Below are 19,684 nucleotides of genomic sequence, written 5' to 3'. Positions count from 1 at the left end.
CTCAGGCCCGGCTCATCTCGAAGAGCTCGTGGAAGCAGGCGATGCGCAGAATGCGCTCCACCGCGGAGTTGGCCCCGGCAATCGCCACCGCCGCCCCGTGATGGCGGGCATGCTCGCGGAGCAGCAGCAGCATGCCAAGCCCGGCACTGTCCACGTAGTCGGTAGCGCTCAGGTCCACCACGAAGCGGCGCACCCCGTCCGCCTGCTCGTAGGCGTCGCGGAAGGCGCGGTGGCCCTCGAAGTCGAAGCGGCCATTGACGCGGATGCGCAGCTCTCCCGGATCACTTCCGCTCTCGCTCTGGATCTGTGTCACGCCTGTTTCCCCCTGCTGGCCGGCGCGTCAGAAGAGCTCGACGTCGCCAGCGTCCATGGATTGCTGCTCGACGGTGCGCGCCTGCGCGCGCGCCTGCACCCGGGCCGCGCGCTGCTCGGCCAGGTGCGCGCGGGCGTCTTCCAGGCGCGAGGCATAGTCCCGGCCACGATCGCCTGCCTCCGCCACCTGCTGCAAGGTGCCGCGCACGCCGGCGAGGTAATCGTCCAGCCCCGCCACGCCGGCGCGGGCGCCGGCGATGAGCTGGCCGCTGATGTCCTCGAACTGCAGCGAGCGCACCGCCTCGGCGATGTGGCCGTCGATCCCGGCGGCAAGCTCCGAGAGCCGGCTCACGCGGGCCTGCACGCGCTGGTCCAGCTCGGAGAGCTCGCGCATCATACCGGTGATGCGGTCCTTTGCCTCCAGGGCGCGGTTCATGTCCTGGGACGCGGTATCCGATACCGTGGCCCGGGCCTGGTCGACGCGCTGGCGCATGCCGCCGACGGCGCCGCCGATGTCGTCGTTGAGCTCGTTGGCCCGTATCGAGAGCTTGCGCACCTCGCTCGCCACCACCGCGAAGCCGCGCCCGGCCTCGCCGGCCCGGGCGGCCTCGATGCTCGCGTTCAGCGCCAGCAGATCGGTCTGCCCGGCGATGCCCTTGAGATCGCCCACCAGGGCCTCGATGCGATCCATCTCGGTGACCAGATCGTCCACACGGTTGACGGTTTCCACGCCGTTGCGGCTCATGGCGACGATGAGCTCGACGTAGTCGCTGAGCAGGGACTCGGTCTCATGGACGAAGTCGTTGATGCTGGTGACCGCCGCATCCCCCTCCTCATGGTGGGCGCTCAGGGCAGCCTGCGCACTCCGGCTCTGCTCGGCAGTGAGCTCGCTCACCCCGTTGAAGCTCTGCTGCAGGGTGGCGGCGGCGTCGCGCACGAGCTCGTCGATCTGCGCCAGGTCCCCCGCCACGGACTCGAATTCGGCGTTCAGGCTCTGATCGATATCCTGCAGCAGGCCGCGCAGGCTTTCTTCCAGCGCCCGGCTCTCGCTGCCCGGGCCGACCCGCTCCGCAGGCGGCCACAGTGTTGCGCCAAGGCCGACGCCGCCGGCGGCGAGCAGCACCGCCAGCCAGCCCAGGCCCGGCTGCCACAGGGCGAGCGCGAGACCCGCCAGTACCGCCGCGACGGTCACGGCGATGATGCCACGGCGGCTACGCAGTGCGTTCATGGTGCGCTCCTCCTCTGCCCTCCTCGGCGCTGGCGCGGGCCAGCGCCGCCTCCGCGAGCCGCTCCAGCGGCAGGACCTCGGCCGCTGCGCCGCGGTGCACCGCCTCGCCAGGCATCCCCCAGACCACACTGGTGGCCTCGTCCTGGGCCAGAGTGTCGGCGCCGGCGGCCAGCATGGCGCCGAGCCCCTCGGCGCCGTCCACGCCCATGCCCGTCATCAGCACGCCCACCGCCCGCGGCCCGGCGGCCACCGCCACCGAGCGGAACAGCACATCCACCGACGGGCGATGACGGTTCACCGGCGGCGCGTCGGAGAGCCGGCAGACGTAGCGGGCCCCGTCGCGCTCGATCTCGAGATGCCGGTCCCCGGGGGCGATGCAGACGTGGCCCGGCAGCACCCGCTGGCCGTCCTGGGCCTCGCTCACCACCAGACCCGTCTGGCGGTTCATGCGCTCGGCGAAGGCCGCGCTGAAGCCCGGCGGGATGTGCTGGGTGACCACCACGCCGGGGCAGTTCCGGGGCAGGCCCTGCAGGAAGACGCGAATCGCCTCGGTGCCGCCGGTGGAGGCGCCCACCGCCAGCAGCCGCTCGGTGGTGCGCACCCGCCGTCGCATGGCGGTGGGCCGGACATCCGGCAACGCCCGTGGCCGCGCGCGGGCGGCGGCGCGGAGCTTGTCCAGCAGGTCCTCGGCGTAGGCCTCGAGGCCCTCGGCGATGTCCACCTGCGGCTTGGGCAGGAAATCCACCGCGCCGAGGGCAAGGGCCTCCAGAGTCTCGTCCGCCCCCTCGCGGGTGAGGCTCGAGACCATCACCACGGGCATCGGCCGCAGGCGCATGAGATTGCGCAGGAACACCAGGCCGTCCATCTTCGGCATCTCGACGTCCAGCGTCAGGACGTCCGGATTGAGGGCCTTGATCTGCTCCCGGGCGTCGTAGGGATCGCGGGCGGCGCCCACCACCTCCATGTCCGGGGCGCGATCGATGAGCTCGGTGAGCAGCTGGCGGATCAGGGCCGAGTCGTCCACCACCAGGACGCGCGCGGGGCGTTGCGTGGTCGTCATTCGAACAGCTCCACATCGCCGCCACCGGTCGCGGACGGCTCCAGGGTTTCCAGCAGCGCCTGCTCGCGCCGCTGCAGGGTGTCGTTGGCCAGCCGGCGCAGGCGCTTGAGGCGCGCGCGGCCGTCGCTCACGCGATAGCGGATCTTGCGCGGCAGCCGCCCGCCGAGGTCGTGGCCGAGCAGCTGCAGCCCCTCCAGGCGCACGTAGCCGAGAGCGAAGCGGGCGTTGCGCTCGCCGACGTCGCTGTGGATCCCGAGCACCGCGCCGCCGCCGAAGAGCTTCACTTCCAGCGTCTCGCGGCGGCCGCCGTAGTGCAGCACGTCATTGATCAGCGCCTCCATCGCGTGGTTCCCGTAGCGCAGGGCGACGCTGTCGAGGCGGTGCATGTCGCCGTCCGGCAGCATGAAGTGGTTCATGCCGCCGACACCGGTCTCCGGGCAGCGGATGCAGGCCGCCACACAGGAGCCGAGCGTCGTCGTCAGCACCTCGCCGCCGTCGGTTACCACGTGCTCACCGGGCAGCAGCTTCGCCGTCCAGCAGCGCTGGCGTGGGTCCCAATAGCGGTTGACGCTATCGAAGCCCGGCAGCGGCCGGGGCCGGGGCGGCATTTCGAATCGCTGCGCCGCGCTCATGACAGCCGCCGGTAGACGGTTCGACCTTCCGGGGCGAAGCGCTCCGAGACCGTCCACAGCGTCTCCGAGTGGCCGATGTAGAGCCAGCCGCCGGGCTCGATGGCCTCGGCCAGGCGGTCGAACAGCTCGCGCTGGGTGTCGCGGTCGAAGTAGATCACCACGTTGCGGCAGAACACGGCGTGGAAGCGGCGCCGGAAGGGCCAGGCATCCATCAGGTTGAGCTGGCGGAAGCGCACGATGTCCGTGAGCTCCGGGCGCACGCGCACCTTGCCTGCCTGGCGGCCACGGCCGCGCAGGAAGTGTCGCCGCAGCCGGTGCGCGTCCAGCCCGGCCACCCGTTCCTCGGTGTACACGCCGGCAGCGCCCCGCTCCACCACGCTGCTGTCGATGTCCGTGGCAAGGATGCGGCAGCGCTGGTAGTCCGCCGCGGGCAGCGCCTCGCGCAGCGCGATGGCGAGGCTCCAGGCCTCCTCGCCGGTGGAGCAGCCGGCCGACCAGAAGCGCCAGGTGTCCTCGCCCCGGGGCAGCGTCGGCAGCACCGTCTGCGCCACGTGCTCGAAGTGGTGGCCCTCGCGGAAGAAGGCGGTGAGGTTGGTGGTGAGCGCGTTGAGGAACTCGCGGCGCTCGCCGTCGGTGTCCGCGCGCACGTGCTCCAGGTAGCTGGCGAAGTCGGGCACCCGCAGGCGCCGCAGGCGGCGGGCGAGGCGGGAGTACACCATGTCCCGCTTGGCATCGGGCAGGTGTATCCCCGCCGCCTCCGCCAGCAGCCCGCGCACGGCCTCGAAGTCCGAGTGGGTATAGGGAAACTCCCGGGCGGCCGTGGCCACGCTCAGAACTCCTCCCACTCCTCGTCGCCACCGGCGGCCGCGGCACGCGGGGCCTGGGCACCGCCGCCGTTGCCACCGCTGGCCTGGCGCCTCGCCGGGGCCCGGGCACTGCCGTTGCCGGTGCTACGGGCCTTGCCGTTCCCCGCGCCGCTGCCGGCCCGCGGCTTCGAGGCGGCCCCGGCAGCCCCCTTGCGCGACGGCGCCGCCGCCGGCTGCGGCGCCTCGGCGTCGCCGAAGAAGGCCATCATGCTGCTCAGGCTGCGCGCCTGCTCGTCCAGGGACTCGGAGGCAGCGGCGGCCTGCTCCACCAGCGCGGCGTTCTGCTGGGTGACCTCGTCAAGCTGGGTGACGGCCTTGTTCACCTGCTCGATGCCGGCGGACTGCTCGTCGCTGGCGGCGCTGATCTCCTCGACGTTGTCGCTCACCTGCTTCACCGCCTTGACGATGGACTGCAGCGCCTCGTTGGCGGCGTCCACCAGGCGCGTGCCCTCGTCCACGCGCTCGCCGCTGTCCTGGATCAGGCCCTTGATCTCCTTCGCCGCCTCGGCACTGCGCTGGGCGAGGTTGCGCACCTCGCCGGCCACCACCCCGAAGCCGCGGCCGTGCTCGCCGGCACGGGCCGCCTCCACGGCGGCGTTCAGCGCCAGCAGGTTGGTCTGGAAGGCGATCTCGTCGATCACGGTGATGATGTCGGCGATGCGCTTGCTGGAGTCCTTGATGCCGGCCATGGCGGTCACCGCCTGGTCGGCGATCTCGCCGCCCTTCTCCGCCTGCTCGCGGGCGCCGCCGGCGAGCTGGCGGGACTGGCGCGCGTTCTCGGCGTTCTGGCGCACGGTGGAGGTGAGCTCCTCCATGCTCGAGGCCGTCTCCTCGAGGGAGGATGCCTGCTCCTCGGTGCGCTGGCTGAGATCCTGGTTGCCCTGGCTGATCTCCGCCGCGGCGGAGCCGACGTTGCCGGTGGCCTCGGTGATCTCGCGCACGATCTTGCGCAGGTTGCCCACGGACTGGTTCAGGCTCTCCTGCAGGCGGCCGAACTCGCCCTTGTAGTCGCCAGCCATCTGCCGCTCCAGGTCGCCCTCGGCAAGGCCGTCGAGGACGTGGGCGGCGTCGCGCACCGGGCGGGCGATGCCCTCCATGATGCGGTTGATGCCCCCGGCCAGGCGCTCCACGAAGCCGTCCAGGCCGTCGGTGTCCATGCGCTCGTCGAGGCGGCCCTCGAGGATCTCCTCGATCAGGCCCTCGATCTGGCGCTCGGCCTCGGCCTGCTGGGCCTGACGGGCGCGCTTCTCGGTCTGATCGTCCCACTCGATGGTGGCGCCCACCACCTCGCCGCGGGCGTCGGTAACCGGGGCGATGGCGAGCTCCAGCAGCGCCTCGCCGGTCTCCAGCGTCTCGCTGAAGGCCCTGCCGCGCTCGATGCGCCGCAGCGCCCGGCGCAGCACTGGCAGCACCTCGTCGAGGCGCTCCCCGGGCGCAAAGCCGGCGAACCCCGGCGCCTCGGCCGCCAGGTCGCGGCGCCGGGCATCGGCCAGCGCCTCCAGGGCAGGATTGACACGCTGGATCACGCCCTCCGCATCCAGCGCCAGCAGCGGGGCGGAGAGCCCGCTCAGCAGATCCGCCGCCGCCAGCCGGGCAGCCGGATCCTCCGTCGTCGCCTGTCGTGCCGTTGCCATGGCCTCGTCCTCTCGCTCTGTCGGTGTTGGCGGGGCGGCAGGCGCCTCCCCGGAGTCGTGCTGCCCGGTGCCGGAACCGCCGAAGGGGTCCCGTCCAAGCCGGCTGCCTCTGCTGCTCATTGCTACAGCGTCCTCCCGGTCATCAGATCCGCGGCAAGCCGCGTGTAGTCCTGGGCCCCGTGGCTGCGGGGCGCGTATTCAAGCACCGTGCGCCCGAAGCCGGGCGCCTCGGCCACCGCGGCGTTCTCCCGCACCGCGGTGGCCAGCACCTGGTCCGGGAAGCGCGCCACCAGCAGCTCGCGGACCTCGCGCGAGAGCCGTCGGCGGCCCTGGTAGCGGGTCACCGCCAGCCAGCGCCGGGTGACACGGCCATGCACCCGCTCCAAGCGCTCCAGCGTCGCCAGCAGCCCGGCCAGCCCATCCAGGGCCAGGTACTCGCAGGGCACCGGCAGCACGGCGTCGGTGGCGGCGAGCAGGGCATTCGCGGCCAGCAGCCGCGCCGAGGGCGGCGCATCCACCACGGCCAGGTCGAAGTCCTCGCCGAGCCCAGTGAGCGCCCGGGCGAGCCGGGTGCCGCGCTCGGGGCCGCCGGCGAGCCCCTCCACCTCCGCGAGCTCGGCACCGGCGGGCACGAGCCAGAGGTTGTCCCGGGCCGGGCGCACGGCCTGCGCCAGCGGCGCGTCCCGCAGCAGGCAGCCGTCGATACCGGGGCCGCCGCCGTCCGCGCCCAGCGCGCTCGCCAGGTGCCCCTGGGGATCCAGATCCAGGGCGAGCACCCGGTAGCCGTCGGCGGCGAGCGCATGGGCAACGTTGGCGGCGGTGGTGGTCTTACCCACTCCGCCCTTGCGATTCACCACCGCGATGGTGCGCATGGCTGTCCTCCGTCGCCGCCGAGAGCGCCGGGCCGACGGCCAGGGTCTCTGCATCGAGCAGGCGGTCCACCTCGAGCAGCACGACCATGCGCTCCTCGACGCTCGCCAGCCCGCGGATGAAATCGGTCTTCACGCTCTCGCCGAGATCCGGCGCCGGGCGGATGCTGTCCGCGGGCAGCGCGTACACCTCGGCCAGGGCATCCACCACCAGCCCCACCACGCGGGTGCGGCCGTCGCTCTCCACGCGCACCATCACCACCACGGTGAAGCGGTCGTATTCCCGGCCCGGCAGGCCGAAGCGCAGGCGCAGGTCGATCACGGGCACGATGCTGCCGCGCACGTTCATCACCCCGCGCACGTGCTCCGGGGCGTTCGGGATGCGGCTTGCCCCCTCCCAGCCCTTGATCTCCTCCACCCGCAGGATGTCGACGCCGTACTCCTCGTCCCCCAGGCGGAAGGTAAGGTACTGCTCGCCGTCGCCTCCCATGGCCAGGGGATCCTGCATGGCGGCGGCCGCGCCGCCGGTTCCGGTCTCGGTATCCATCGGCATCCTCCGTCAGCCCGCCGCCAGCGGGATCGCCGGGCGCTCGCGGCTCAGCGCGAGCAGTCCCGCCACGTCAAGAATCAGCGCCACCCGGCCGTCGCCGAGGATGGTCGCTCCCATGCTCCCGGGCACCGGCGCATAGTTGGCCTCAAGGCTCTTCACCACCACCTGCTGCTGCTCAAGCAGCTCGTCCACCAGCACGCCCACCCGCGCGTCCTCGCTCTCGAGGACCATCATCAGCGTGCGCCCGTGCTCGTCGGGCCGGCGCTCCAGGCCGAACAGCCGGTCCAAGCCCACCACCGGCACGTAGCCGTCCCGCCAGGCGCAGACCCGCCCCTGGCCGGCGACGTCGCGCAGCTGCTCCGGATTGACCTGCAGCGATTCCAGCACCGCCGGCAGCGGCACCACGTAAATCTCCTCGCCCACGCGAAGCAGCTGGCCATCCACGATGGTGAGCGTCAGCGGCAGCGAGATGATGAAGCGGCTGCCCTCACCCGGCGTCGAGGCCACCTGCAGGCTGCCGCCGAGCTCGCGGATGTTGCGACGGACCACGTCCATGCCGACACCCCGGCCGGAGACCTCGGTGACCTCCTCGTGGGTGGAGAAGCCCGGCTCGAAGATGAAATCGAATACCGCGGCGTCGTCCAGGTCCTCGCGCTCCGCACCGGGCAGCCCCTGCGCGCGGGCCCGGGCGAGGATGCGCTCGCGGTCCAGGCCCTTGCCGTCGTCCACGATCTCGATGACCACGTTGCCGCCGCGATGCTCCGCGGCCACGCGGATCGTGCCCTGCTCCGGCTTGCCGGCGGCGCGCCGGGCCTCGGGGGGCTCGATGCCGTGATCCACGGCGTTGCGCAGCAGATGGACCAGCGGGTCGGTGAGGCGTTCACTGACGGTCTTGTCCACCTCGGTCTGCTCGCCGGCGAGATCCAGGTGGATGTCCTTGCCGAGCTGGCCCGCCGTGTCGTGCACCAGCCGCGGCAGCCGTGCGTAGGCGAACTGGATGGGCACCATGCGGATACGCATGACCCCCTCCTGCAGCTCGCGGGTGTTGCGCTCGAGCTGGGCCAGGCCGTCCCGCAGCCGGCGTGCGGTGACCTCGTCACAGCCCCGCGCCGTGTCCAGCAGCATGGACTGGGTGATCACCAGCTCGCCCACGAGGTCGATGAGGGCGTCGATCTTCTCGGTCTGCACGCGCACCGAGCTGCCGCCGCGAGCCGGTGGCGCCGCGCGCTCCGTCGCAGGCTCGCCGGCCGTGCCTGCCGGCGCGGGCTCCACCGCCGGGCCGGCCGGCGGCTCCTCGGCAGCTCCGGGCAGCGGCTCGATGGCGATCTCGGCGTCGTCCTCCACCCATTCGAGGATGTCGCGGATGGCCGCCTCGCTGCCGCCGTGAACCGTGAGCGTCCACTGCAGATGGCAGGCTTCCGGATCCAGCTCGGACCACGGCGGCAGCGCCGAGCTGTCGCACTCGGCCGCCACCGGGCCCAGCGCCTCCAGATCCCGGATCAGCCGGGCGGGGTCGTTGCCGGTGGTGAACAGATGCGGCTGCGGGGCAAAGCGGACCCGCCAGCCCGGGCCGTCGGCGGATTCCGCGTCCGCGGCCGCGGCCGGCATCGCGGTGCCCGGCGCATCCGTAGCGCCCGAGGACGCCCCCAGCAGCGCCTGCAGGCGCGCCGTACTCGCGGCTACCGCCGCCGCGTCGGGCTCCACTCCATCGCGCAGCGCCGCCAGCAGCCCCCGGGTAACGTCCACCGACTCCAGCAGCGCGCCGCGAACCTCTTCGCCCAGCGTGGTCTCGCCCTCGCGCAGCCGGTCCAGCAGGGTCTCCACGTCGTGGGTGTAGCCGGCCACCGCCGGCAGGCCGAAGGTGCCGCTGCCGCCCTTGATGGAGTGCGCGGCGCGGAATACCGCATCCAGGGTCTCCCGGTCCGGGGCGACGCCCGGCTCCAGCGCCAGCAGGGCCTGCTCCATGATGTCCAGGCCCTCGAAGCTCTCCTCGAAGAAGGTGTCCAGGAACGGCTGCATGTCCATGGCGGACGCTCCTAGCGCAGCACGCGGTCGAGGGTGGCGAGCAGCTTCTGCGGCTCGAACGGCTTGACCAGCCAGCCGGTGGCGCCAGCGGCCTTGCCCTGCTGCTTCTTCTCCGGAGCCGACTCCGTAGTGAGCAGCAGGATGGGCGTGAAGCGGTAGTTGGGCAGCGCGCGCAGGCGCCGGACCAGCTCGATGCCGTCGATCCCGGGCATGTTGACGTCGGTGATCACGGCGTTGAAGCCCTGGCGCTGGGCCGCGGCCAGGCCCTGGTTGCCGTCTGCGGCATCCGCCACCTGGTGGCCAGCCTGGGTGAGTGTGTAGCGCACCATCTGGCGGATGGAGGCAGAGTCGTCGACGGCGAGTATCGCGGCCATGGGGTTAGTCCTCCGTGCTCACGGCGGCCGGCGGGAGGCCAAGCTGGGCCTCCAGGCCGAGCCGCCGGGCGGTATCCTGCAGGGCGGGAGAGGCCGCCTGCCAGGCGAAGGCGCGACCTCGCCGTTCAGCCTCCTGGCGGAGGGCAAGCAGCAGCTGAATCCCGGCCGTGTCCACCTGCTCGACGGCGGCGGCATCCACGCTGAGCGTGCCCTCGCCGCTCAGCGCCATATCCAGCGTGCTGCGCAGCTCGGCGGCCAGGGTCACGTCGACCCGGGATTCCAGGGTGATATCGGCCTCGGCCATGTGGCGCTCTCCCGGCGGCGCCCGGCCGGATCCTGCCGGGCACTGGACCTATCGGCACTGGCACCGCCGTCTTTAGCGCTGGTGCTGCAGCCGCACGGCCGGCCGTGCCGGGCGCTCGCGGAACTGTGCGCCGTGCCTCAGCCAGCCAGGCGCCGGTTTCACCCCGAGACCCAGTCCTCCGGCCGGTGCAGGCCAAACCCCTGGCCGAGACCGACGCCGATCCGGCGCAGGGCCCTGGCGACAGGGGCCGTCTCCACGAATTCCGCCACCGTGTGCAGCCCCATGACGCCGGCAATCATTCGGATGATCCGGCGCAGGGCGTGGCCGGAGGCCCGGCGGCCCCACGGGCGCACGAAGCGGCCGTTGACCTTGCGGCAGCGGAGCAGGGACAGGTGCAGGTGGTGGCAGGCGGTGTGCCTCGAGCCGAAGCGGTTCGGGGCGAACGCGCGCGGGCGCACCGCCACGGTTCGGCGGTGGCACGGCGCCGGGTTGGCGGCAAGCGCCTCAGCGCAGGTCGATGAAGCCCAGCCGCTCGAGCTTCAGGATCACCTGCTGCGCCGCCTCGTCCGGCGAGCAGTCGGTGGTGTCGATGGCGAGCTCGGGCGTTTCCGGGGCCTCGTAGGGGTCGTCGATACCGGTAAACCCCTTGATCAGGCCGGCGCGGGCCTTGGCGTACAGGCCCTTGCGGTCCCGCCGCTCGCACTCCTCCAGCGGCGTCGAGACGTGGATCTCGATGAAGCCGCCGCCGGTCTCCTCCACCATCGCCCGCACGTCGCGGCGGGTCGCCGCGTAGGGAGCGATGGGCGCGCAGATGGCGACGCCACCGTTCTTGGTGATCTCCGCGGCGACGAAACCGATGCGGCGGATGTTGAGATCGCGGTGCTCCTTGGAGAAGCCGAGCTCGCTGGACAGGTGCTTGCGCACGATATCGCCGTCGAGCAGGGTCACCCGCCGGCCGCCGATTTCCATGAGCTTGACCATGACCGCATTGGCCAGGGTGGACTTGCCGGACCCGGACAGCCCGGTGAAGAACAGGGTGAGGCCCTGCCGGGCCCGCGGCGGATAGGTCTTGCGCAGCTCCTCCACCACTTCCGGGTAGCCGAACCAGTCCGGGATCTCCAGCCCCTCGCGCATGCGCCGCCGGAACTCGGTGCCGGAGATCTGCATCACGGTCTCGCGGCTCTCGTCCACCTCGTCGATGGGCGCGTACTCGGCACGCTCCTTGACGTAGACCATCATCTGAAAGGGCACCATCTCGATACCGAGCTCATCGGCATGGCGGCGCACCAGTTCCTGGGCGTCGTAGGGGCCGTAGAAGTCCTCGCCGTTGCTGCCCTTGCCCGGGCCGGCGTGGTCGCGGCCAACGATGAAATGCGTGCAGCCGTGGTTCCTGCGGATGATCGCGTGCCACAGGGCCTCGCGCGGGCCGGCCATGCGCATGGCGAGCGGCAGCAGCGAAAGCGCGGTGGTCTGCTCCGGGTACTTCTTGAGCACGTGCTCGTAGCAGCGCACGCGGGAGAAGTGGTCCACGTCCCCGGGCTTGGTCATGCCCACCACCGGGTGGATGAGCAGGTTGGCCTCGGCCTGGCGCGCGGCGCGGAATGTCAGCTCGACATGGGCCCGGTGCATCGGGTTGCGGGTCTGGAAGGCCACCACCCGGCGCCAGCCGCTGCGGGCGAAGCGCTCGCGCAGGTGTCGCGGCGAGAGGCGCAGATGGGTGAAGTCGTAGTGCACGGGCTCGGCAAGGCCCGCCACGCGCCCGCCCACGTACACCGGGTGGCTGCGCTCGCGGAGATGAGCCACTCCGGGATGCGCCCCGTCAGTGGTGCCAAAGACCTTCGCCGCCTCGGCCTCACGGTCCGGACGCCAGAGCTCGTCGACGGTGAGCACGGCCAGCACCACGCCCTCGGGATCGCGCAGCGCCACGCGGCTGCCGGGAGCGAGCGTCCCGGCAAAGGCCTCGGAGACGTCCAGGGTCACGGGGATGGGCCAGAGGGTGCCGTCGGTGAGCCGCATCTCCTGGACCACGCGCTCGTAGTCGGCGCGCCCGAGGAAGCCCGTGAGCGGGGAGAAGCCGCCGTTGAGCAGCAGCTCCAGGTCACAGAGCTGACGCTCGGTGAGGTCCCAGGAGGGGTACTCCGCCGCCCGAGCTTTCTCGGCCTCGGCCTCCTCCGCCGGCAGCTGCAGCTCCACCAGCGTCCCGCCGTGCGGCGCGATCAGATCAGTCATGTCCCCGGTTCCCCAGTTGCCGGTCACGGAGCGCGGAAGATACCAGAAACCCGAATCCCGTTCGCGCGCTGGGGACCTAGTGGAAGTCACCGCGGTTGCGCAGTGCAGGAGGAACTCATCGGGACGCCGCTTCCAACACCACGACACAAAGACACAACGGCCCACAACGTCGAGAGCCAAGTGGATCTCTACGTGGTGCACCGTTGTGCCCGTGGTGTCGTTGTGTTGAATCCCCGGTCCGGTCTGGCCGGCTGCGCGGCACTGCCAAGGGCGAGCGGATCAGGCCTCGGCCGACGGCTGGCAGGCTTCCGGGGCCCGTAGGCTGCGGACGGAGAGAAACCAGAGGGCGGCCACGGCGGCGCAGAGGATGAACACACCCTGCACGCCGGCGATGCCGTAGAGCAGGCCGCCCAGGGCGCCGCCGAGGAAGGCGCCGATGAACTGGGAGGTGGCGTAGACGCCCAGGGCAGTGCCCCGCAGATCGGCCGGGGCGAAGCGGGTGAGCAGCGAGGGCAGCCCGGCCTCGAGGGAATTGAAACCGACGAAGAACAGCCACAGCGCCACCACCAAGGCCGGCCCCCAGCCGCTGAAGGCGGCGAGGACGAGATCGGCCACCACCAGCAGCAGTGCCAGCGCCGCCAGCAGCCGGTGCAGGATCCGCTGCCGCTCGCCGACGGCGAGCACCGCCCACATCCCGAACACCGACAGCACCAGCACGGGCACGTAGAGCTGCCAGTGGTCGCTGCGGTGGATGCCGAGGTCACGCTCGAGCACGATGGGGAGCGCCACGAAACTCGCCGTCAGCACGAAGTGCAATACGAGGATGCCGAAGTCGAGGCGCAGCAGGTCCGGATCCCGCAGCACCAGCGGCAGGGCGCCGCTGCGGGCGTTGACCTCCGGGCGCGCGGTGGCCTCGCCCCCGGCGGGGACCACGACCCAGAGCAGGGCCATGGCCACCAGCGCCAGGCCCGCGGTGGCCCAGAACACCCCGGCGAGCCCGGCCTGGGCAGCGATTGCGGGGCCCGCCACCAGCGCCACCAGGAACGCCCCACCGACACTGATGCCGATAAAGGCCATCACCTTGGTGCGCTGCTCCACCCGGGTGAGGTCGGCGGCAAGCGCCATCACGGCAGCCATGATGGCGCCGCAACCCTGCAGGGCGCGCCCGGCGATGACACCCCAGATGCCCTCCGAGATCGCGGCGAGCACGCTGCCCGCGGCGAACAGGACCAGCCCCCCGACAATGACCGGACGGCGCCCGATGCGGTCCGAGAGCCAGCCCGCGGGGATCTGAAGCAGCGCCTGGGTGAGCCCGTAGGCACCAATGGCGAAGCCGACCAGCAACGGCGTGGCCCCGGCGAGCTCCATGCCGTAGAGGCTGAACACCGGCAGCAGCAGGAACAGGCCAAGCATGCGCACACCGGAGATGACGGCCAGGCCGACCGTCGCCCGCCGCTCGCCGGCGCTCATCGCCACACCCGAACCGCCTGCCCGTCTGTGCACCGGATCGCTCCAAGGGTCTCGCCTGGGAAACCGATATACTAGCAGGCTGGTCTTGGGGTTTCGGCCCGAAGCGGGATGGCGTTTGCCGTCGGAGTTTCGGGCTCCGGCTTTGCGGCGCCGACGCCGCCCTTCAGGAGAGGCATGGATTCCATCCGCATCCAGGGTGCCCGCACCCACAATCTGCGCAACGTGGACCTGACGCTGCCGCGGGAGCGGCTGATCGTCATCACCGGGCTGTCCGGCTCGGGCAAGTCCTCCCTCGCCTTCGACACCATCTACGCCGAGGGCCAGCGCCGCTACGTGGAGTCGCTCTCGGCCTACGCGCGGCAGTTCCTCTCGGTGATGGACAAGCCCGATCTCGACCATATCGAGGGGCTGTCACCGGCCATCGCGATCGAGCAGAAGGCCACCTCCCACAACCCGCGCTCCACGGTGGGCACCGTCACCGAGATCCACGACTACCTGCGCCTGCTCTATGCCCGCGCCGGCACGCCCCGCTGCCCGGAGCACGGCACCGAGCTCAACGCCCAGACCGTGAGCCAGATGGTGGACCATATCCTGGCGCTGCCGGAGGGCACGCGCGCCATGCTGCTGGCACCGCTGGTACTCGGGCGCAAGGGTGAGCACCGGGACGTGCTCGCGGAGCTCCGCAGCCAGGGATTCGTCCGCGTGCGCGTGGACGGCACGGTTTACGAGCTGGATGAGGTGCCCGCCCTCGACCCGAAGCGCGCCCACTACATCGAGGCAGTGGTGGACCGCTTCCGCATCCGCCCCGATCTCGCAACGCGCCTGGCTGACTCGCTCGAGACCTGCCTCGCGCTCGCGGACGGCGTCGCCCGCCTCGGCTGGATCGACCGGCCGGATGCCGAGGAGCCCGTGTTCTCCTCGCGCTTCTCCTGCCCGGTCTGCGGTTATGCCCTGGCTGAGCTGGAGCCGCGGATCTTCTCGTTCAACAACCCCCGTGGCGCCTGTCCCACCTGCGACGGGCTCGGCGTGCACCAGCTCTTCGACCCCGAGCGCATCGTGGCCCATCCGGAACTGTCCCTCGCAGGCGGCGCCGTGCGCGGCTGGGACCGGCGCAACGCCTACTATGGCCGCATCATCGCCGACCTCGCCGCCCATTACGGCTTCGACGTCGACACCCCCTGGCGCGAGCTGCCGGAGCGGGTGCGCGAGGTCGTCCTCCACGGGAGCGGCGAGGAGGCGATCACCTTCCACTACGCCGGCGGGCGTAGCGGCACGGAGGCCCGCCAGCATCCGTTCGAGGGCGTGGTGAACAACATGGCCCGGCGCTACCGGGAAACCGACTCCGCCGCCGTGCGCGAGGAGCTTGGCAAGTACCTCGCAGTGCGCACCTGCCCCGACTGCGGCGGCGGGCGCCTGAATCGGGCGGCACGGCACGTCTTCGTCGCCGGGCGCAGCCTGCCGGAGGTGAGCGCCCTGTCGGTGGCCGCGGCTCACGCCTTCTTCCGCGAGCTGAATCTGGAAGGCGCCCGCGGCGCCATCGCCGAGCGCATCGTCCGCGAGCTGGACGACCGGCTGTCATTCCTGCTCAACGTCGGCCTGGACTACCTCTCCCTGGACCGCAGCGCGGACACCCTGTCCGGCGGCGAGGCCCAGCGCATCCGGCTGGCGAGCCAGATCGGCGCCGGGCTGGTGGGGGTGATGTACGTCCTCGACGAGCCCTCCATCGGTCTGCACCAGCGCGACAACCGCCGCCTGCTGGAGACGCTGCTGCGGCTGCGCGATCTCGGCAACACGGTGATCGTCGTGGAGCACGACGAGGACGCCATCCGCGCCGCCGACCACGTGGTGGACATGGGCCCGGGGGCCGGCATCGAGGGCGGCCGGGTGGTGGCCGAGGGTCCCGTCGCCGCGATCGAGGCCTGCCGCGAGTCGATCACCGGCGACTACCTCACCGGGCGCCGCACCATCGCCGTGCCGAAGCGGCGCGCCCCGGCCCGGGCCGGGCGCGAGCTGGTGCTCCGCGGGGCCAGTGGCCACAACCTGCAGGGCGTGGACGTGGCCTTTCCGGCCGGCCTCATGATCGGGGTGACGGGGGTCTCGGGCTCGGGCAAGTCGACCCTGGTCAACGACACCCTGTACCCCGCCGCCGCGCGGTCCCTCAATGGCGCGAGCCTGGAGCCCGCAGCGTGCCAGGCGGTGGAGGGCCTGGAGCACTTCGACAAGGTGGTGGACATCGACCAGAGCCCCATCGGCCGCACGCCGCGCTCCAACCCGGCCACCTACACCGGGCTGTTCACCCCGATCCGCGAGCTCTTCGCGGGCACGCCGGAGGCGCGGGCGCGGGGCTACGGTCCGGGGCGGTTCAGCTTCAACGTCAAGGGCGGGCGCTGCGAGGCCTGCCAGGGCGACGGCGTGCTGCGCGTGGAGATGCACTTCCTGCCCGACGTCTACGTTCCCTGCGACGTCTGCCAGGGGGCGCGCTACAACCGGGAGACCCTGGAGATCCGCTACCGCGGGCGCACTATCCAGGAGGTTCTGGCGCTGACGGTGGACGAGGCCCTGGAGGTCTTCAGCGCCGTACCGGTGCTCGCACGCAAGCTGCGGACGCTGATCGACGTCGGCCTCGGCTACGTGCGCCTCGGCCAGAGCGCCACCACCCTCTCCGGCGGCGAGGCCCAGCGGGTGAAGCTGGCCCGCGAGCTCTCCCGCCGGGAGACCGGCAACACCCTCTACATCCTCGACGAGCCCACCACCGGGCTCCACTTCCACGACATCGCCCAGCTCCTCTCCGTGCTCCACCGCCTGCGCGACGAGGGCAACACGGTGGTGGTCATCGAGCACAACCTGGACGTCATCAAGACCTGCGACTGGCTGATCGACCTGGGCCCGGAGGGCGGCAGCGGCGGCGGGCGGGTGGTCGCCACCGGGACGCCCGAGGACGTGGCCGCGGTGGCGGACTCCCACACGGGGCGGTTCCTCGCGCCGCTGCTGCCGCGGACCGGCGCCCAGCGCCGTGCCTGAGGGCACGGACGCCGGGCTGGCCGTGCTCTCGGCTGCGCCCCGGCTAGACGTTTACGGATCCGGCCGACTTATCCGGCGTTGTCCCAGGCCGGGGCGAGCGAGGCGGGGCTGATGATACGGCCGTCCTCGCGGGCCAGGCCGTGGATGGCCTGCATCTCCTCGTCGCTCAGACGAAAATCAAGGATGTCCAGGTTCTCGCGCACGCGCTCGGCCTTCGAGGTCCGCGGGATGGCGATGACATCCGGCTGCTGGTAGTGCCAGCGCAGGATGACCTGGCCCGGCGTGCGGTCGTGGGCGTCGGCGATGCGGCGGATCACCGGGTCGTCCACCAGGCTGCCCTGGCCGAGGGGACAGTAGGCCGTGAGCGCCATGCCGTGGCGGGCGAGCTCGGCGCGCACGGGATCCTGGTTGAGGCGCGGGTGGTACTCCACCTGGTTGGTCACCAGCGGCTCTGCCGAGGCCGCCACGGCCTCGCGCAGCAGGGCCACGGTGAAATTGCTGACCCCGATGTGAGCCGTGAGGCCATGCGCGCGGGCGTCGTTCAGGGCGCTGATGGTCTCGGCGAGGGGGATGTCCGGGTTCGGCCAGTGCAGCAGCACCAGGTCGACGGCGGGCAAGCCGAGACGCTTGAGGCTCTCCTCCACGGAACGCTGCAGATCCCCGTCGCGAAAGCGGTCCACCCACACCTTGGTGGTCAGGAACACCGCATCCCGGGGCACGCCGGCGTCGCGGATGGCCTCGCCCACTGCCTCTTCGTTGCGGTACATCTGGGCGGTGTCGATATGCCGGCAGCCGGCATCAAGCGCATCCCGAACCCGTGCATAGGCGACCTCGTCGTCGAGCTGGAAGGTGCCGAAACCGAGCTTGGGGATGCGGGCGCCGTGGACCTCGAGCGTTTCCATGAGACCTCCTGATTTCTCTGAGTCATCGCTGATCCTGTGAGCCGCGAGGCCGCAGCTTCATCAGCTGCTGTGCCCAGGCCGGGGAGCGGCGGGGGTGCGCGGGACACGCCGTGAATACATCCCTGTAGGCTCGTAGGCGAGGTCCCTCTCGCCTACGGTCCCGCGCACCCCCGCCGCTCCCCGGCCAGCCGCCGCCTCGGGTCGATCCGCGGGCTCGCGGAAGCGGATCGAGGCTGATAAAAGCCGACCGTGCGAACGTGTCCAGCCGCTGTCTACCCCCACGGCAGGTTGGGATCAGAAGACGCCATTTCCACCCCGCCGAAGCCCGGCAGGGCTATACTCCCGCGCCGGCCTGAACTAAGGATGCCCTGCAATGCCTGCCCTCGACGGCCATACCGCGACGCTGCTCATGCACTGCCGGGACCAGCGGGGGCTGGTGGCAGGGGTGAGCGAGTTTCTTGCCCGGCATGGCGGCAACATCGTCTATCTGGACCAGCACGTGGACACCGCCGAGGGGGTGTTCTTCATGCGCGTGGAATGGGAGCTGACGGGGTTCGGGCTGGCGCCCGAGGCCATCGGGCCGGCCTTCGACGAGGCGCTGGGGGAGCGCTTCGGCATCCGCTGGCGGCTGCATCTCTCCGAGGAGTGGCCGCGCATGGCGGTGTTTGTCTCCCGCCTGCCGCACTGCCTCTATGATCTGCTCTCGCGCTGGCAGTCCGGGGAGTGGCGGGTGTCGATTCCGGTGATCGTGAGCAATCACGAGGACCTGCGGCCGGTGGCGGAGCAGTTCGGGGTGCCGTTCCACGTCTTCCCGGTCACCGCCGGCAACAAGGCCGAGCAGGAGGCGCGGGAGCTGGAGCTGCTGCAGGAGATGGAGGTCGAGTTCGTCGTCCTCGCCCGCTACATGCAGGTGGTCACGCCGACGCTGATCGATGCCTTCCCCGAGCGCATCATCAACATCCACCACTCCTTCCTCCCCGCCTTCGCCGGCGCCCGCCCCTACCACGCCGCCCACGCCCGGGGCGTGAAGATCATCGGCGCTACCAGCCACTACGTTACCGAGGAGCTGGACGCCGGACCGATCATCGAGCAGGACGTCACCACCATCTCCCACCGCGACTCCGTGGAAGAGCTCGTCCGCAAGGGCCGGGACCTGGAAAAGCTCGTGCTCGCCCGGGCGGTGTGGGCGCATCTGCAGCGCAAGACGCTGGTGTACCGGAACCGGACGGTCGTCTTCGACTGAGGCCCCCTCAACGGGGGCCTCAGTCGAGTTCCCAGTTCAACGTTCAAAGTTCAAAGACACCCGCCAAACCTTGCGACATTGCACCTGGCGTGCGGAGTCGGTCTTTGAACCTTGAACTTTGGACTTTGAACTGCGCGCGCCGCGCCACTAGCCGCGCGGCGGCCGACAGTCCGGATCGCGCCCCCGCGCCTGAGCCTGCCGGTACAACCCCAGCGCCCCATCCATCTGCGCCTCGAGGTCGCGGATCCGGGTGTCCTTGGAGGGGTGGGTGGAGAGGAATTCCGGGGGGCCGTCACCGCCAGCCTCGGCCATGTTGCGCCAGAGCTGGACGCTCTCACGCGGGTCGAAGCCGGCGCGGGCCATGAGCTCGAGACCGATCTGGTCGGCCTCGGATTCGTGCAGGCGACTGAAGGGCAGGATGATGCCCACCTGGGCGCCCAGGCCGAGCACCGCCAGGGCCTGCTGGCGCTCGCGGCTGCCACCGGCCATGATCTGCAACGCCGTGAGCCCGGCCACGGTGGCCATCTGCGTGGACATGCGCTCGTTGCCGTGCTCGGCCATGACGTGGCCGATCTCGTGGCCGATCACCGTGGCGAGCTGGGCCGGCGTCTCCGCCACCTCCAGCAGCCCCGTGTACACGCCGATCTTGCCGCCGGGCAGGGCGAAGGCGTTGATCTGCTCGCTGTCGAAGACGGTCACCTCCCAGTCGTCCCGGGCGTAGCGCTCCGGGACCTGGGGCAGGAGCGCGTCGGTCACGCACTGGACGTAGGTAACGGCGGGACCCTCCTCCAGTACCGGCTCTTCCTCGCGCATCTGCCGATAGGCCTGCACGCCCATCTCCTCGAGCTGGGAGGCGGGGAAGAGCTGGAGCTGCTGTCGCCCGGTGGGGGAGGTGGCACAGGCCGCGGCCAGCAGGGCCGCGACGGCGAGGGTGGAGAGGCGGCGGAGCACGGGCGATGACCTCG

Annotated in this window: 18 protein-coding genes; 2 read left to right on the top strand and 16 right to left on the bottom strand. The window is 71.5% G+C overall.

The genetic code is table 11. From position 1 onward, the window contains the following. Window position 1: 1 nt before the first annotated feature. The 14 genes from LMH63_RS03645 to LMH63_RS03580 form a co-directional block, all read right to left on the bottom strand. Entirely contained in the window at window positions 2-313 is a 312-nt protein-coding gene (locus LMH63_RS03645; protein WP_373317899.1) for an STAS domain-containing protein, read from the bottom strand. A 27-nt stretch (window positions 314-340) separates the two neighbouring features. Further along, window positions 341-1,540 (bottom strand): methyl-accepting chemotaxis protein, encoded by a 1,200-nt coding sequence (locus LMH63_RS03640; RefSeq protein ID WP_109677401.1) that lies wholly within the window; start codon window positions 1,538-1,540, stop codon window positions 341-343. Next, window positions 1,524-2,600 (bottom strand): protein-glutamate methylesterase/protein-glutamine glutaminase, encoded by a 1,077-nt coding sequence (locus tag LMH63_RS03635; protein WP_109677403.1) that lies wholly within the window; start codon window positions 2,598-2,600, stop codon window positions 1,524-1,526. The genes LMH63_RS03640 and LMH63_RS03635 overlap by 17 nt, the downstream gene beginning before the upstream one ends. Next, window positions 2,597-3,232, bottom strand: a complete 636-nt coding sequence (locus tag LMH63_RS03630) for a chemoreceptor glutamine deamidase CheD (protein WP_109677405.1) — start codon at window positions 3,230-3,232, stop codon at window positions 2,597-2,599. The genes LMH63_RS03635 and LMH63_RS03630 overlap by 4 nt, the downstream gene beginning before the upstream one ends. Next, the gene (locus LMH63_RS03625; protein ID WP_109677407.1) at window positions 3,229-4,059 is read right to left on the bottom strand and encodes a CheR family methyltransferase; all 831 of its coding nucleotides are present in this window, start codon (window positions 4,057-4,059) and stop codon (window positions 3,229-3,231) included. Before LMH63_RS03625 ends, LMH63_RS03630 begins: the two co-directional genes overlap by 4 nt. 2 nt (window positions 4,060-4,061) lie before the next feature. Further along, window positions 4,062-5,732 (bottom strand): methyl-accepting chemotaxis protein, encoded by a 1,671-nt coding sequence (locus LMH63_RS03620; RefSeq protein ID WP_199225614.1) that lies wholly within the window; start codon window positions 5,730-5,732, stop codon window positions 4,062-4,064. 122 nt (window positions 5,733-5,854) lie between these two features. Continuing rightward, on the bottom strand, window positions 5,855-6,604 hold the full coding sequence (locus LMH63_RS03615; protein ID WP_109677411.1) for a ParA family protein: 750 nt from the start codon (window positions 6,602-6,604) through the stop codon (window positions 5,855-5,857). Beyond that, on the bottom strand, window positions 6,561-7,148 hold the full coding sequence (locus LMH63_RS03610; RefSeq protein ID WP_373317898.1) for a chemotaxis protein CheW: 588 nt from the start codon (window positions 7,146-7,148) through the stop codon (window positions 6,561-6,563). The genes LMH63_RS03615 and LMH63_RS03610 overlap by 44 nt, the downstream gene beginning before the upstream one ends. 12 nt (window positions 7,149-7,160) lie before the next feature. Beyond that, complete coding sequence (locus LMH63_RS03605; RefSeq protein WP_109677415.1) at window positions 7,161-9,176, bottom strand: chemotaxis protein CheA; 2,016 nt, start codon at window positions 9,174-9,176, stop codon at window positions 7,161-7,163. Between the two features lie 11 nt (window positions 9,177-9,187). Beyond that, entirely contained in the window at window positions 9,188-9,550 is a 363-nt protein-coding gene (locus LMH63_RS03600; protein ID WP_109677417.1) for a response regulator, read from the bottom strand. A gap of 4 nt (window positions 9,551-9,554) precedes the next feature. Continuing rightward, window positions 9,555-9,854, bottom strand: coding sequence for an STAS domain-containing protein (locus LMH63_RS03595; protein ID WP_109677419.1), 300 nt, complete (start codon window positions 9,852-9,854; stop codon window positions 9,555-9,557). A 158-nt stretch (window positions 9,855-10,012) separates the two neighbouring features. After that, window positions 10,013-10,312, bottom strand: a complete 300-nt coding sequence (locus tag LMH63_RS03590) for an EAL domain-containing protein (protein WP_199225615.1) — start codon at window positions 10,310-10,312, stop codon at window positions 10,013-10,015. Window positions 10,313-10,358: 46 nt separating this feature from the next. Next, window positions 10,359-12,083 (bottom strand): bifunctional sulfate adenylyltransferase/adenylylsulfate kinase, encoded by a 1,725-nt coding sequence (locus LMH63_RS03585; protein ID WP_109677423.1) that lies wholly within the window; start codon window positions 12,081-12,083, stop codon window positions 10,359-10,361. Window positions 12,084-12,362: 279 nt separating this feature from the next. Then, window positions 12,363-13,553, bottom strand: coding sequence for an MFS transporter (locus tag LMH63_RS03580; protein WP_109677425.1), 1,191 nt, complete (start codon window positions 13,551-13,553; stop codon window positions 12,363-12,365). 174 nt (window positions 13,554-13,727) lie between these two features. On the opposite strand from LMH63_RS03580, the gene uvrA reads away from it, so the two are divergent. Next, window positions 13,728-16,574: an excinuclease ABC subunit UvrA gene (uvrA, locus tag LMH63_RS03575; RefSeq protein WP_109677427.1), complete on the top strand. Its 2,847-nt coding sequence runs from the start codon at window positions 13,728-13,730 to the stop codon at window positions 16,572-16,574. Between the two features lie 68 nt (window positions 16,575-16,642). On the opposite strand, the gene LMH63_RS03570 is transcribed toward uvrA, so the two are convergent. Beyond that, window positions 16,643-17,476, bottom strand: coding sequence for an aldo/keto reductase (locus LMH63_RS03570; protein WP_109677429.1), 834 nt, complete (start codon window positions 17,474-17,476; stop codon window positions 16,643-16,645). 373 nt (window positions 17,477-17,849) lie between these two features. On the opposite strand from LMH63_RS03570, the gene purU reads away from it, so the two are divergent. After that, window positions 17,850-18,719, top strand: a complete 870-nt coding sequence (gene purU / locus LMH63_RS03565) for a formyltetrahydrofolate deformylase (protein WP_109677431.1) — start codon at window positions 17,850-17,852, stop codon at window positions 18,717-18,719. A gap of 147 nt (window positions 18,720-18,866) precedes the next feature. Here the strand turns inward: purU and LMH63_RS03560 are convergent, their stop codons facing one another. Then, window positions 18,867-19,670, bottom strand: coding sequence for a M48 family metallopeptidase (locus LMH63_RS03560; RefSeq protein ID WP_109677433.1), 804 nt, complete (start codon window positions 19,668-19,670; stop codon window positions 18,867-18,869). Window positions 19,671-19,684 lie beyond the last annotated feature (14 nt).

Origin of the sequence: Spiribacter halobius, from assembly GCF_020883455.1 — a bacterium.
Lineage (GTDB): Bacteria > Pseudomonadota > Gammaproteobacteria > Nitrococcales > Nitrococcaceae > Sediminicurvatus > Sediminicurvatus halobius.
This window is presented reverse-complemented; position numbering and strand designations above follow the sequence as displayed.

Coding starts and splice junctions, on each gene's coding strand:
- LMH63_RS03640 (WP_109677401.1), bottom strand. CDS start 1,540: ATGAACGCACTGCGTAGCCGCCGTGGCATCATCGCCGTGACCGTCGCG.
- LMH63_RS03635 (WP_109677403.1), bottom strand. CDS start 2,600: ATGACGACCACGCAACGCCCCGCGCGCGTCCTGGTGGTGGACGACTCG.
- LMH63_RS03630 (WP_109677405.1), bottom strand. CDS start 3,232: ATGAGCGCGGCGCAGCGATTCGAAATGCCGCCCCGGCCCCGGCCGCTG.
- LMH63_RS03620 (WP_199225614.1), bottom strand. CDS start 5,732: ATGGCAACGGCACGACAGGCGACGACGGAGGATCCGGCTGCCCGGCTG.
- LMH63_RS03615 (WP_109677411.1), bottom strand. CDS start 6,604: ATGCGCACCATCGCGGTGGTGAATCGCAAGGGCGGAGTGGGTAAGACC.
- LMH63_RS03610 (WP_373317898.1), bottom strand. CDS start 7,148: ATGGATACCGAGACCGGAACCGGCGGCGCGGCCGCCGCCATGCAGGAT.
- LMH63_RS03605 (WP_109677415.1), bottom strand. CDS start 9,176: ATGGACATGCAGCCGTTCCTGGACACCTTCTTCGAGGAGAGCTTCGAG.
- LMH63_RS03600 (WP_109677417.1), bottom strand. CDS start 9,550: ATGGCCGCGATACTCGCCGTCGACGACTCTGCCTCCATCCGCCAGATG.
- LMH63_RS03595 (WP_109677419.1), bottom strand. CDS start 9,854: ATGGCCGAGGCCGATATCACCCTGGAATCCCGGGTCGACGTGACCCTG.
- LMH63_RS03585 (WP_109677423.1), bottom strand. CDS start 12,083: ATGACTGATCTGATCGCGCCGCACGGCGGGACGCTGGTGGAGCTGCAG.
- LMH63_RS03580 (WP_109677425.1), bottom strand. CDS start 13,553: ATGAGCGCCGGCGAGCGGCGGGCGACGGTCGGCCTGGCCGTCATCTCC.
- uvrA (WP_109677427.1), top strand. CDS start 13,728: ATGGATTCCATCCGCATCCAGGGTGCCCGCACCCACAATCTGCGCAAC.
- LMH63_RS03570 (WP_109677429.1), bottom strand. CDS start 17,476: ATGGAAACGCTCGAGGTCCACGGCGCCCGCATCCCCAAGCTCGGTTTC.
- purU (WP_109677431.1), top strand. CDS start 17,850: ATGCCTGCCCTCGACGGCCATACCGCGACGCTGCTCATGCACTGCCGG.